The sequence below is a fragment of the Pantoea sp. PGP6 genome (assembly GCF_053474785.1).
Genome location: NZ_JBQBMA010000001.1, coordinates 2495264 through 2509056 on the forward strand (window position 1 = coordinate 2495264; position 13793 = coordinate 2509056).

Sequence of the window (13793 nt, forward strand, 5' to 3'; positions counted from 1 at the left end):
CAGATAAAAAAACAGACGCCGGATGGCGTCTGTCGAGTGTAGCTTAGCTGAGGTTCTGAGCGGTATGGCGAATAGACCGAATCATCGCTTCCAGCCCCTGCGACCGGGTCGGCGTCAGGTGCTGCATCAGTGCCAGTTCACCGAACCAGTGGCGCACATCCAGCGCCACGATTTCGGCCGGCGGCAGATTCTGATAAAGGCTAAAAACGATGGCAATCAAGCCCTTAACAATAGCAGCATCGCTGTCGCCTTCAAACGCGATGGTGCCATCTTCCTGCGGCGTCATCCTGATCCACACCTGGCTCTGACAACCTGAAATAGCATTCTCTGGCTGGTGCAAGCTTTCGGATGATTCCGGAAGTTTTGCACCCAGCTCAATGATGTAGAGATACTTCTCTTCCCAGTTGGCGCAACGGTTGAAGTTACGAACCAGTTTCTCTTTTTCTGGCAAGTTCGCCATCTGTCACTCCGTTAAAACTGTTCAGCCGCCCAGCAGACGATGAATACGTGTCAGTCCGGCCGCCAGACGATCCACTTCCTCTTCACTGTTGTAGAAGGTGAAGGAGGCGCGACACATGGCAGGCACATTGTAATGGTGCATCAGCGGCATCGCACAGTGGTGACCGGTGCGGATCGCAATGCCGTACTGATCGAGGAAACTGCCAACGTCAAATGCGTGGTGCTTGCCCAGGTTGAAGGCGATCACCCCGGCGCGTGACTGCGGGCCGTAAATCCGGATGTCCGGTACCGGGGCCAGCTTATCGAGCGCATAATTCATCAGTGCCGTTTCGCGCTGATGAATGGTATCCAGTCCCAGCGCCTCGACGTAGGCCAGCGCTGCGCCAAAGCCGATAATCCCGCCGGTGTTCGGCGTACCGGCTTCAAAACGCCAGGGTGCGCTGTTCCAGGTGGTGCCGGTTGGCAGCAGTACGCGGTCGATCATCGATCCGCCCCCTTCCCACGGCGGCATCTCATCAAGCAGCGCTTTACGCCCATAGAGAATGCCGACGCCGTTCGGGCCGTACAGCTTGTGGCTGGAGAAGACGTAGAAGTCGCAGCCGATATCCTGCACGTTCACTTTGTCGTGCATCACCGCCTGCGCGCCATCAATCAGCGTCACCACGCCCGCGGCTTTCGCCTGTGCGACGATCGCTTTCACCGGGTTGACCGTGCCGAGAACGTTAGAAACGTGCGTCACCGCCAGCAACCGGGTACGGCTGTCGATCAGTCCCGCCAGTTGCTCCAGTGCCAGCTCGCCATTATCGTTCAGCGGCAGAACCCGAATTTCAGCACCGGTACGCTGTGCCACCATCTGCCACGGCACGATGTTAGCGTGATGCTCCATCTCAGTGATGATCAGGTTATCGCCCGGCTGGAGGTTAGCACCGCCCCAGCTGTTGGCCACCAGATTGATGCCTTCAGTGGTGCCTTTGACGAACACGATCTCTTCCTGCGTGGCCGCATTCAGAAAACGGGCCGCCTGATCGCGCACGTTCTCCATGTCGCTGGTCGCCTGCTGGCTGAGCGTATGGATACCACGATGCACGGCCGCATAGCCGTGCTGGTAAAAATGGCTTTCGGCGTTGATTACCGACAGCGGACGTTGTGCGCTGGCCGCACTATCAAGATAGGCCAGCGGATGACCGTTGACCTCACGCTTCAGGATCGGAAAATCTTCCCTGATGCGTTCGAGATCGAAGTTCATCATGAGTCGCCTCCAGGAAAGCGCTCAGCGATACGCTGCAGCACTGCCTGACGCAATACCTCATTCTCCAGTGCTTCGGTCAGTTCCGCAGCAAAGGCATGAATGATCATGGTCTGGGCAGCATCCTGCTCAATACCGCGCGAGCGCAGATAGAACATCTGCTCATCATCGATGCGACCGATGGTGGCGCCGTGGCTGCACTTAACGTCATCCGCATAGATTTCCAGCTGCGGTTTGGTATCCACTTCGGCCAGACGTCCCAGCAACAGGTTGTTGTTGGTCATCTGTCCATCGGTTTTCAGCGCATGCTTCGCCACTTTGATGTGACCATTAAACACCGCACGGCCTTTATCGCGCACGATGGTTTTATGCATCTGGCGGCTCAGGCAGTAGCCTTTATTGTGCTCAAGGTAAGTACGGGTATCCGCCACTTCCTGACGCACCGGCAGCACCAGGCTGTTCACCGCCAGCTGGGTGTTTTCACCGTTCAGCTGAGTACTGGTGTTATGACGGCTCAGGCCCGCACCCAGCAGGAAGCTGGTGCTGCTGACCTGCGCATCGCTTCCGATCACCAGGTCGTTATGTGCGAAGTGATAACTTTCGCTGCTTTCAAACGCCAGTTTGGTGTGGGTCAGTTTTGCATTGTCGCCGACGGCAAAGGTAAAGCGGGCACCGGTGAAGTGCGCACTGCCATCCAGCGAAACGTAATGCTCAATCACTTCTGCTTCAGCGCTCTCATCCAGCTGCAGATGATGACGATGATGAACCGTGTTCATCCCGTTCTGCTGGCCGCTGGTGATGTGCAGCAGATAAAGCGGACGGGCCGCCGACTTGCCGCGTGCCAGACGCAGGAAGGTCACCTCTTCCGCCAGACTCTCGGTCAGGTGCAGGAAGACTTCCGGCTGCACGGCGGCCGGCAGTGGGCGACGTTCAGCCGCTACGCTGTGCTGAATCTCAAACAGATCGCTGTCGCGGCTGCAGAGTGCAGGCTGGAACTGGCCATCAACATAAACCAGACGCACCGCATCCAGTGGCAGAGCCAGCGCATCGACCTGCTCAGCGCTCAGCGTTTGCGGTGCCTGCGGCAGCACAAACTGTTGCGCCAGCAAGGTATCCAGCGAGGTGTATTTCCAGTTCTCATGCTTGCGGGTAGGCAAGCCGATCCGCATCAGTTGCTGCCAGTGCTGCTGTGCCTGCAGCGAACGCAGGTCGCCGCGCGATTCAAACAGGTGATGCCACTGTTGCAGCGCAGAATCACTCTTCGTCGGTAAGCCAGCCATAACCTTGCTCCTCCAGCTGTTTCACCAGCGAGAAGTCGCCAGATTTCACGATTTTGCCCTGATAAAGAACGTGTACGAAGTCTGGCTTGATGTAATCCAGAATACGCTGGTAGTGGGTAACGATGATGAAGGCACGCTTCTCATCGCGCAGGCTGTTAACGCCATTGGCCACAATTTTCAGCGCATCGATGTCCAGTCCGGAATCGGTTTCATCGAGGATACAGAGTTCCGGCTCCAGCGCCGCCATCTGCAGAATGTCGTTACGCTTCTTCTCACCACCGGAGAAGCCCACGTTTACTGAACGGGTCAGCAGATCTTCCGGCATCTTCAGCAGGTGAATTTTATCTTCGATAAAGTCCTGGAAATCGAAGCGGTCCAGCTCTTCCTGCTGACGATATTTACGCACCGCGTTAACGGAGGTTTGCAGGAAGAACTGGTTGCTCACGCCAGGGATCTCAACCGGATACTGGAAGGCCATAAAGATACCTTCACCGGCACGCTCTTCCGGCGCCAGCTCCAGCAGATCTTTACCTTTGAAGGTCACCGAACCGCCGGTTACTTCATAGTCTTCACGTCCGGCCAGCGTGGCAGAAAGCGTACTTTTACCTGAGCCGTTCGGGCCCATAATGGCATGGACTTCACCCGGTTTAATTTCGAGGTTCAGACCACGCAGAATGGCTTTATCTTCAACACTTACCTGTAAATCTTTAATGCTTAACATACTTATTCCTTCACATTGCTTCCGGCAACGCGTGTGACGGCATCAGCCCACACTGTGCTCAAGGCTGATGGCTAACAATTTTTGGGCTTCCACGGCAAATTCCAGCGGCAGCTCCGAAAATACGTCTTTACAGAAGCCGTTCACGATCATCGAGATGGCATCTTCTTCACTGATACCGCGTTGCAGACAGTAGAACATCTGGTCTTCGCCGATACGTGAGGTGGTGGCTTCGTGCTCAAGCTGGGCGGTGTTATTGCGGGTTTCAACATACGGGAAGGTATGTGCGCCGCAGTCCGGGCCAATCAGCATTGAGTCACACTGGGTAAAGTTACGCGCGTTGGTGGCGGTCGGCATGATCTTCACCAGGCCGCGATAGGTGTTCTCACTTTTACCGGCCGAAATCCCTTTCGAGATGATGGTCGATTTGGTGTTTTTACCAATGTGAATCATCTTGGTGCCGGTGTCCGCCTGCTGGCGGCCGCTGGTCAGCGCCACAGAATAGAATTCGCCGACCGAGTAATCACCGCGCAGAATGCAGCTCGGGTATTTCCAGGTAATGGCTGAGCCGGTCTCAGACTGCGTCCAGGACATTTTACTGTGGTCACCTTCACACAGCGCACGCTTGGTAACGAAGTTAAGGATACCGCCCTCGCCTTCACCGCCCGGGAACCAGTTCTGCACCGTCGAATATTTCACTTCGGCATTTTTATGGATGATCACTTCCACCACGGCCGCGTGCAGCTGATAGCTGTCACGCACCGGCGCTGAACAACCTTCGATGTAGCTGACGTAACTGTCTTCATCGGCAATCAGGATGGTGCGTTCGAACTGACCGGTTTTGGCTGCGTTGATGCGGAAGTAAGTCGACAGCTCCATCGGGCAACGGACGCCTTTCGGGATGTAGACAAACGTTCCGTCTGAAGCCACCGCCGAGTTCAGCGCGGCAAAGAAGTTATCGTTGGCCGGGACGACCGTGCCGAGATACTGCTTCACCAGCTCCGGGTGTTCCTGAATCGCTTCGCCGAAGGAACAGAAGATAATGCCCTGCTCCGCCAGCTTGCCGCGATAGGTCGTAGCCACCGAGACGGAGTCAAAAATAGCGTCAACGGCCACTTCACGACCTTCACGCACCGGGACACCCAGCTGGTTAAAGGCGTTTTCCACTTCCTGCGTCAGGTAATCGCTGGCCGGCGCGCTGCCTGATGCCTGGGTCGCACCCGGCTCAGAAGCGCAGCTGTCATCGCAGTTACCGCACGACGGTGCGGAATAGTAGCTGTAATCCTGGTAATCGAGTTTCTCGTAATGCGCTTTCAGCCAGTGAGGCTCTTCCATTTCAAGCCAGGCACGGAAAGCTTTAAGACGAAACTCCAGCATCCACTCTGGCTCGTTACGCTTGGCCGAGATCGCGCGCACCACATCTTCATTGATGCCGTTCGCAAATTCTTCGGTCTGCAGTTGGGTAAAGAAGCCCTCTTTATAGTTGAGCTTGCCGTCCCAGATTTGTACATCGTCAGATGTTTCGCTGTGTCGTGACATATTTCACTTACTCGACGCCAAAGCTTTCGCCACACCCGCAGGCGTGCTGAGCTTTAGGGTTATTGAATTTAAAAATCTGATTCAGGCCTTCGCGAACGTAATCCACTTCGGTGCCATCAACAAATGGCATCGCCTGAAGCGGCACAAACAGAGTTGCGCCGTGGAACGAGAACTGCAGATCGTCATCGACTGGCTCTTTCACCAGATCCATGACGTAACCAAACCCGGCACAGCCGGATTGTTTCACGCCTAACCGTAGCCCCTTGACATCAGGGTCCTGAGCAGCCAGATTGAGAATTTGTTGCGCTGCGGTTTCAGTCAGCGTCAGCCCTTTCCAGACGAAATCGTCGGGTGAGAAAGAGTCTGCATTAACGGATGCCATGTTGATACCTCTTGAGTCCGGACCTTTTCAGGCTATCCCCCTATGGTAGTGATCTGACCGATCACTTCAACCTCTTGTTTTGCAGGGATAATCATCTTGTGCTGTTTTTTTCGCCTGTTTATTAAGCATAGACCCTTCAACTCACTTTGCGGTGAGACAGACCACGCGAAGAGTCCTGTTGTAACCTGTTAATAACGCACTCTTTTTTAAATTATGACTTTTCATAAAAGTGCTTATTAATAGGTTACGCCTTTCTACGATGTAAACAGATTGTTATTTCCGATTATACCGACAGGTCAGATAAATCGTTAAATTTTTCTGCCGCAGCAATTGCATTCCTCGCCCGGATGAATATGATAATTATTATCATTCACGTTCAGGGTGGCATTATGACGCTTTCAGTCTCTGCCTGGCTGCAGCATAAGATCGATGAATACAAATTTTCGGTACGCGATATCACCGTCGACTTCTACCTGGCGCAGGCCAGACTCGACCGGGCCGACTGTACCATTCAGCAATTACGTCAGTTTAATGATACCTGTCTGGATATGGCAGAAGTCTGCCAGCTGAACGGAGATGACCAGAGCTATCTGCATGCCATGGGCAAACTGCATCATCGCCTGGTGCAGGAGATGGGAAATAGCGATCGCGATCGCCTGTTCCGCATTCAGGCCTACCAACTGGCGCGACTCTCCCTGACCCGTCTGTGCCATCAGCTGGCGATGATCGGTGAATGGGATAAAGCCACCGCGCTGCAAAGCGACTTTGTGCGTCACGCGGGCTGGATATTCTAATCCAGCCGCGTCGTGACGTCGCGCACAATTTTTTTACATTAGCGTTAAGAGCGCCTGCAGCGGATGGCGCATGCCGTTACCTTCCACCCGCTTGACCTGACTGCGGCAGGAGTAACCGGTGGCAAGACAGCGCTGACGCGGTAAGCGCTGTAGCTGCGGATGCCAGGAGAGCGCGTAGATCCCCAGCGAGTTTTCGAGGTTTTTCGTTTCGTGGCCGTAGGTGCCCGCCATGCCACAGCAGCCCACGTTGATATTCTCCAGCTTTGCGCCAAAACGGGAAAAAATCTCCTGCCACTGATTCGGCGCGGAAGGCAACGCTGTCACTTCGGTACAGTGTGCGAACAGATACCACGACTCGCCCGTGGTACTCTGCACTTCCCGTTCCGCCAGCGCACTCTGCAACCACTCATGCACCAGCAGCACGCTGAAATCACCGCGCGCCTCGCCCAGCGTCTGACGATACTCATCGCGGTAGCAGAGCACGGTCGCAGGATCGACCCCAACCATCGGCATTCCCAGCCGTGCTACCCGGTTAAGGAAATCAGCGGTGCGGCTGGCGGTCCGGGCGAAGCGCTGCAGGAAGCCTTTCACATGCTGCGCTTTGCCATTCGGTGAGAACGGCAGCAGAACCGGTCGATAGCCGAGCTTCTCAATCAGCCGGATAAAATCATTCACCAGCTGCGCCTCATAGAAGCTGGTAAACGGATCCTGCACTACCAGCACGCATTTCGCCTGTTCAGCCGCCGGTAACCGTTCCAGCTGTTCCAGCGTCATGTTCATGGCGGGATGGCCGCTCAACTGCTGTTTCAGCGTCGGTGAAGAGAGCAGTGGCAGATCGACCATGCCGATCTGGCTTTTGCTCAGCTCTTTCAGCCACGGCTGGCGCAGAAAGAAGTTAAAGGTTTTGGGGGCCTTCGCCATTAATGGCGCGTAGCTTTCAACCGCCGCCACCAGATGATCGCTGACCGGACGCAGATAACGGGTGTGATAAAGCTGTAAGAAGCGCGAGCGGAAGCTGGGCACGTCAATTTTGATCGGGCACTGCGTTGAGCAGGCTTTGCAGGCCAGACAGCCCGACATCGCCTCTTTGACCTCATGCGAGAAATCGTATTCCCCTTTACTGGCGTGCCAGCTGTTGCGGGTACGGGCGATCAGCCCACGCAGCGAAAGCCGGCTCTCTGGTAACTGCTTCTCCAGCATCAGTGGATCCACGCCCTGATTAGCCAGCAGTCGCAGCCATTCCCGCGTCAGGGTCGCCCGGCCTTTGGGAGAATGGATACGGTTACGGGTGATCTTCATCGACGGACACATCGGGCTGCGAACATCAAAGTTAAAGCACAGGCCGTTACCGTTACACTCCATCGCGCCGCGCCATTCGTCACGCACCGTGAGCGGAATCTGACGATCGAAGGTGCCACGCTTCTCCGCATCGACCTGCATCATCTCGTCATGGCTGTCAAAAGGGGTGCAGATTTTGCCGGGATTGAGGCGGTTATGCGGATCGAATGCCGATTTAATGCGGCGCAACTCATTGAACAGGGTTTCGCCAAAGAACGCCGGACTGTACTGCGCGCGGAAGCCTTTGCCGTGCTCGCCCCACAGCAATCCGCCGTAGCGCGCCGTCAGGGCCACCACTTCGTCGGAGATCTGCTTCATCATCATCTCCTGCTGCGGATCGCACATATCCAGCGCCGGACGGACATGCAGCACGCCAGCATCAACGTGACCGAACATGCCGTAACTCAGTCCGTGGCTATCGAGCAAGGCGCGGAATTCGACAATGTAATCCGCCAGGCTTTCCGGCGGGACGGCGGTATCTTCGACGAACGGGATCGGCTTGGCGCGGCCTTTGGCATTACCCAGCAGCCCCACCGCCTTTTTGCGCATGTTATAGATACGCTCAATGCCCTGCAGATCGTCGCAGAGCTGATAACCGATGACGCCGCCCTGCTGTTGCGCCATCAGCGCATCCAGCCGCGCACAGAGCTGGCTGATTTGACTGTCGATCAACGCAGCGTTATCACCGGCAAACTCGACAATGTTCAGCCCCAGCATCTCTTTATCCGGCACGTCGGTAATCAGTTCCCGCACTGAATGCCAGACGATATCTTCACGCGCCAGGTTAAGCACTTTTGAGTCGACGGTTTCGACCGACAGCGCCTGTGCTTCCACCATGAATGGCGCATTACGCAGCGCAGAATCGAACGAATCATATTTGATGTTGACCAGCCGCCGCACTTTAGGCAACGGCGTAATATCCAGCCGCGCTTCGGTGATAAAGGCCAGCGTCCCTTCGGCTCCGCACAGCAGGCGCGTCAGGTCGAAGGTTTGCATATCGTCGCTGAACACATGTCGCAGGTCGTAACCGGTCAGGAAGCGGTTGAGCCGCGGGAATTTTTCGAGGATCAGCTCACGCTGCTCACGACAGCGGCTTAGCACCTGCTGATAGATGCGCCCTTCCGGGGTTGCCGTGCGGGCAATCGTTTCAGCCAGCGCTGTCGCCATCGGCCGGGTATCGAGGATATCGCCCCCCAGCAGAACCGCTCGCAGACCAATGACGTGATCGGAAGTTTTGCCATACACCAGCGATCCCTGGCCGGAGGCGTCGGTATTGATCATCCCGCCCAGCGTCGCGCGATTACTGGTCGACAGTTCTGGCGAGAAGAAAAAGCCATACGGCTTAAGCCAGGCGTTCAACTGATCTTTGATGACGCCCGCTTCTACCCGCACCCAGCCCTCATCCGTATTGATCTCGAGGATGCGGTTCATGTAGCGCGACATATCAACAATAATGCCCTGGTTCAGCGACTGTCCGTTGGTGCCGGTGCCACCGCCGCGTGGCGTGAAGACCAGGCTTTCAAAGCGTGGCTCGCCTGCCACCCGGGCGATCAGCGCAACGTCAGCGGTTGAGCGCGGAAACAGCGCCGCGTCGGGCAGCAGCTGATAGATGCTGTTATCGGTAGAGAGTGAAAGGCGGTCAGCATAGCTGGTGGCGGTGTCGCCGGTAAAACCCTGCTCTTTCAGCGACTCAAGGAATGTCAGCACCAGTTGAACGAGGCCCGGCGCCTGCGAAATCTGTGGGATCATTATTGTCTAACCGAAGATGTTGTAAACGTTTGCGTTTGCGCGTTTGCGGTCCCTCGTTTTATCACATTTTTTGGCTGACCGCCGTTTTTTCAGGAAAGGGAAAAACCTTTCCCTGCTGCTCTGTTTAATCCGCACTAAATAGATCATGATAAAAACGGGCACCGAGAGCCCGGCAATGAAGGATTTAGACGAGGTTATGAGTCGATGATGAAAAGCCTGTATCGGGACATGGATTTACCACAGATACTTTTTACCCTGATGTTCATTTTGTTACTGATCATCGCCTGTTTGTGGGTGGTGCAGCCCTTTATTCTGGGTTTTGCCTGGGCCAGCATGGTGGTGATCGCCACCTGGCCGTTGATGCTCCGGCTGCAGCGGCTGTTATGGGGACGCCGTTCACTGGCGGTGATTGCCATGACCTTGCTGTTGCTGCTGCTGTTTATTATTCCTATCGCTCTGCTGGTCAGCAGCCTGATCGATAACAGCGCACCAGTGGTCGCCTGGGTGACGCAAGGCCATCTGATGCCACAACTGCTGTGGCTCAACGATATGCCGATGGTGGGCGAAAAGCTTTACGCCAGTTATCACACGCTGGTGGAAGGCGGTGGCTCCGGCATCATGGCCAAAGTGCAACCCTATATTGGCCGCACCACCGGCTTCTTTGTGGCGCAGGCCGGCCATTTTGGCCGCTTTATGATCCATCTGGCGGTCATGCTGTTGTTCAGCGTGCTGCTCTACTGGCGTGGTGAACAGGCGGCGCAGGGTATTCGCCATTTTGCTTTCCGTATGGCGGGTCGCCGGGGCGATGCAGCAGTGTTGCTGGCGGCGCAGTCAATCCGTGCCGTGGCGCTGGGCGTGGTCGTGACGGCGCTGGTGCAGGGCGTGCTGGGCGGGATTGGCCTTGCGGTCTCCGGCATTCCTTACGCCACGCTGCTCACGGTGCTGATGATCCTCTGCTGCCTGGTGCAGATTGGTCCGCTGCTGGTGCTGGTGCCGGCCATTATCTATCTCTACTGGAGTGGGGATACCACCTGGGGCACCGTACTGCTGGTCTGGAGTTGCGTGGTCGGTACGCTGGATAACGTGCTGCGCCCGGTGCTGATTCGGATGGGTGCTGACCTGCCGATGATATTGATCCTTTCCGGGGTGATCGGCGGCCTGTTCGCCTTCGGCATGATTGGCTTATTTATCGGTCCGGTGGTGCTGGCAGTCTCTTATCGCCTGGTGTCGGTCTGGGTGCATGAAGCGCCCGCGCCAGACGATGACCCGCTGGCCGTGGCCGAAGCCCTCACCGATCACGACGAAACCCCGCATTAAATCTGCTTCAGCAATGGTTAGGGCGGTTAATGATGATTGACCGCCCCAATTATTTTGCGTCACGTAAAGTTTATTTTTCATTAGCGGTTTTTAAGAAAAAAGCCATCTTTAGCCCTGAATCGACCATTCAGGGCTAAAAAAGATTACTTTCTGCACTGTTTCTTAAGGGAAATGCAGCATAAAAGGTGACAAAAGATTATCGGCTTTAAACTAATAAGAGGATTCTTAAAGACGTCAGCCGGTCTGGTGAATAACATGTTTCCTATGTTCGAAATCAACTCACTGATTTCTAAACAACCTTTTTCCCCTGAGTAAAGTAAAGAATTGCTGTGTGTAGTCTTTGCCCATCCCCTGTGATGGGCTTTTTTTTTGCCTGTCACTGGCCAGCCATAAATAGAAAAGGCCAGCAGAGCTGGCCTTTTCGGGTGAATCAGGGTTGCCGTCAGGCAGATTTGTTTAACTGCGCCAGGCTTACCCAGGTCTCGACGACGGTGTCCGGGTTGAGCGATAAACTGTCAATCCCCTCCTCCATCAGCCAGGCAGCAAAGTCCTGATGATCCGACGGTCCCTGACCGCAAATCCCGACATATTTGCCCTGCTTCTTCGCTGCCTTGATCGCCATTGACAGCAGGGCTTTGACGGCCTCATTGCGCTCATCAAACAGTGCTGAAACCACCCCTGAGTCGCGGTCCAGTCCCAGCGTCAGCTGAGTCATGTCATTGGACCCGATCGAGAAGCCATCGAAGTGCTGCAGGAACTGCTCCGCCAGTAAGGCATTGGACGGGATTTCGCACATCATGATCACCTTCAGCCCGTTCTCTCCGCGCTTCAGTCCCTGACGGGCTAGCTCTTCAACCACCGCCTGCGCCTGATCGACGGTGCGTACGAACGGGATCATGATCTCCACGTTAGTCAGCCCCATCTCATTGCGTACCCGCTTCACAGCTTCACACTCCAGCGCAAAGCAGTCACGGAAACTGTCGGCGACATAGCGACCGGCACCCCGGAAGCCGAGCATTGGATTTTCCTCTTCCGGCTCGTAACGCTCACCGCCGACCAGGTTGGCATACTCATTGGTTTTGAAGTCCGAAAGTCGCACAATTACCCGTTTCGGTGCAAAAGCGGCCCCAAGTGTGGCAATCCCTTCAGTCAGGCGTCCGATGTAAAACTCAACCGGATCGTCAAATCCCTTCATCATTTTACGAATCTGCTGCTGCAGTTCCGGGGTCTGCTGATCAAATTCCAGCAGCGCTTTCGGGTGGACGCCAATCATGCGATTGATGATAAATTCCAGACGCGCCAGGCCAACGCCTTCATTCGGCAAACAGGCAAAGTCAAATGCGCGGTCAGGGTTGCCAACGTTCATCATGATTTTCAGCGGCAGCGTCGGCAGTGAATCAACCTGCGAACTGGTGACGTCAAAATCGAGCAACTGATCGTAGACATAACCGGTATCGCCTTCGGCACAGGAGACCGTGACCTGGTGGCCCTCTTTCAGACGATCGGTGGCATCACCACAGCCGACTACTGCCGGGATCCCCAGCTCACGCGCAATGATCGCCGCGTGACAGGTACGGCCGCCACGGTTGGTGACAATCGCCGAGGCCTTCTTCATGATCGGCTCCCAGTCCGGGTCGGTCATGTCAGTCACCAGCACATCGCCTTTTTCGATACGGTTCATTTCGCTGATGTCGTGAATCACCTTCACTTCACCGGCGCCGATACGATGACCAATTGCGCGGCCTTCTACTACCACACTGCCCTGGCCCTGCAGGGTGTAACGCTCCATCACCTGACCGTTTGAACGGACGGTTTCAGGACGCGCCTGCACGATAAACAGCTTGCCGGTGTGACCATCTTTGGCCCATTCGATATCCATCGGACGCTTATAGTGCTGTTCAATCAGCACCGCCTGCTGCGCCAGCGCCTGCACTTCGTCATCAGAGAGACAGAAGCGATCGCGCTCCGCTTCCGGCACATCTTCAATCCGCACCTGTTCGCCATGCTCCAGTGAATCGGCATAGACCATGCGAACTTTTTTCGAGCCCATATTGCGGCGCACAATCGACGGCCGGCCAGCCGCCAGCGTCGGTTTATGCACATAGAACTCATCGGGATTAACCGCGCCCTGCACCACCATCTCACCCAGGCCCAGCGCTGCGGTGATGAATACCACCTGATCAAAGCCGGATTCAGTATCGATAGTAAACATCACGCCGGAAGCGGCAAGGTCGGAACGGACCATTCGCTGGACGCCCGCTGATAAAGCCACGCCACGGTGGTCATAGCCCTGATGCACGCGGTAAGAGATGGCACGGTCGTTAAACAGCGAAGCATAGACATGCTTCACCGCCACCATCACTGCCTCGATGCCCTGCACGTTGAGGAAGGTTTCCTGCTGACCGGCAAAAGAGGCATCGGGCATATCTTCAGCCGTCGCCGATGAGCGAACCGCAAAGGAGGCTTCGGCATCGTCGGCCGAGAGCTGCTGGTAGGCTTCAAGGATTGCCGCTTCGAGTTCCGGCAGAAACGGCGTTTCAACAATCCACTGACGAATTTGCTTACCGGCTTTCGCCAGCGCATCAACATCATCAATATCGGTGCTATCCAGTAATGCATAAATGCGCTGGTTCAGTCCGCTTTGATCGAGAAACAGGTTGAAGGCATACGAGGTGGTCGCAAAACCGTTGGGAACCGAGACCCCAAGCGACGACAAATTAGTAATCATTTCACCCAGAGAGGCATTTTTGCCCCCCACCCGATCAACATCATGCATGCCAAGCTGGTTATACCAGAGCACTAGCGGCTGTTCGCCTTTATTGGACATTGAGCTTATCCTTTATCAATGAATGGGCACATGGAATATTCTGCAATCAACCCGTTCAGCCTGGCATAAGCCCCTGGCAATGACGATCTGTTGAATCGTTAAAGCAGAATATTGGCAACAGATTCGGAATTGTGCACGCCAGAA

At 55.4% G+C, this 13793-nt stretch carries 10 protein-coding genes and 1 other RNA gene; 3 read left to right on the plus strand and 8 right to left on the minus strand.

All coding sequences use genetic code 11. From position 1 onward, the window contains the following. Positions 1 to 43 precede the first annotated feature (43 nt). Genes sufE through sufA form a run of 6 tightly spaced genes read right to left on the minus strand, consistent with a single transcriptional unit; the run spans position 44 to position 5624 of the window. Entirely contained in the window at positions 44 to 460 is a 417-nt protein-coding gene (gene sufE / locus ACLIBF_RS12165; RefSeq protein ID WP_031375709.1) for a cysteine desulfuration protein SufE, read from the minus strand. Between the two features lie 21 nt (positions 461 to 481). Continuing rightward, the gene (gene sufS, locus ACLIBF_RS12170; RefSeq protein WP_279809997.1) at positions 482 to 1705 is read right to left on the minus strand and encodes a cysteine desulfurase SufS; all 1224 of its coding nucleotides are present in this window, start codon (positions 1703 to 1705) and stop codon (positions 482 to 484) included. After that, positions 1705 to 2985: a Fe-S cluster assembly protein SufD gene (gene sufD, locus ACLIBF_RS12175; protein WP_279809985.1), complete on the minus strand. Its 1281-nt coding sequence runs from the start codon at positions 2983 to 2985 to the stop codon at positions 1705 to 1707. Before sufD ends, sufS begins: the two co-directional genes overlap by 1 nt. Next, a complete protein-coding gene (sufC, locus tag ACLIBF_RS12180; RefSeq protein ID WP_031375706.1) occupies positions 2960 to 3706 on the minus strand; it encodes a Fe-S cluster assembly ATPase SufC in 747 nt (248 codons plus the stop codon). Before sufC ends, sufD begins: the two co-directional genes overlap by 26 nt. 42 nt (positions 3707 to 3748) lie before the next feature. Further along, complete coding sequence (gene sufB, locus ACLIBF_RS12185; protein ID WP_031375705.1) at positions 3749 to 5242, minus strand: Fe-S cluster assembly protein SufB; 1494 nt, start codon at positions 5240 to 5242, stop codon at positions 3749 to 3751. 7 nt (positions 5243 to 5249) lie between these two features. Beyond that, a complete protein-coding gene (sufA, locus tag ACLIBF_RS12190; protein ID WP_031375704.1) occupies positions 5250 to 5624 on the minus strand; it encodes a Fe-S cluster assembly scaffold SufA in 375 nt (124 codons plus the stop codon). A gap of 389 nt (positions 5625 to 6013) precedes the next feature. On the opposite strand from sufA, the gene ACLIBF_RS12195 reads away from it, so the two are divergent. Next, positions 6014 to 6418, plus strand: a complete 405-nt coding sequence (locus tag ACLIBF_RS12195; protein WP_031375703.1) for a hypothetical protein — start codon at positions 6014 to 6016, stop codon at positions 6416 to 6418. Between the two features lie 33 nt (positions 6419 to 6451). On the opposite strand, the gene ydiJ is transcribed toward ACLIBF_RS12195, so the two are convergent. Continuing rightward, a complete protein-coding gene (gene ydiJ, locus ACLIBF_RS12200; protein ID WP_069728227.1) occupies positions 6452 to 9505 on the minus strand; it encodes a D-2-hydroxyglutarate dehydrogenase YdiJ in 3054 nt (1017 codons plus the stop codon). A gap of 207 nt (positions 9506 to 9712) precedes the next feature. On the opposite strand from ydiJ, the gene ydiK reads away from it, so the two are divergent. Further along, positions 9713 to 10822, plus strand: coding sequence for an AI-2E family transporter YdiK (gene ydiK, locus ACLIBF_RS12205; protein ID WP_031375702.1), 1110 nt, complete (start codon positions 9713 to 9715; stop codon positions 10820 to 10822). A 264-nt stretch (positions 10823 to 11086) separates the two neighbouring features. Continuing rightward, an RNA gene (gene rprA / locus ACLIBF_RS12210) (antisense sRNA RprA) lies at positions 11087 to 11194 on the plus strand. Between the two features lie 70 nt (positions 11195 to 11264). Here rprA and ppsA read toward each other — a convergent pair. Further along, entirely contained in the window at positions 11265 to 13649 is a 2385-nt protein-coding gene (gene ppsA / locus ACLIBF_RS12215; protein ID WP_069728226.1) for a phosphoenolpyruvate synthase, read from the minus strand. Positions 13650 to 13793: the final 144 nt, after the last annotated feature.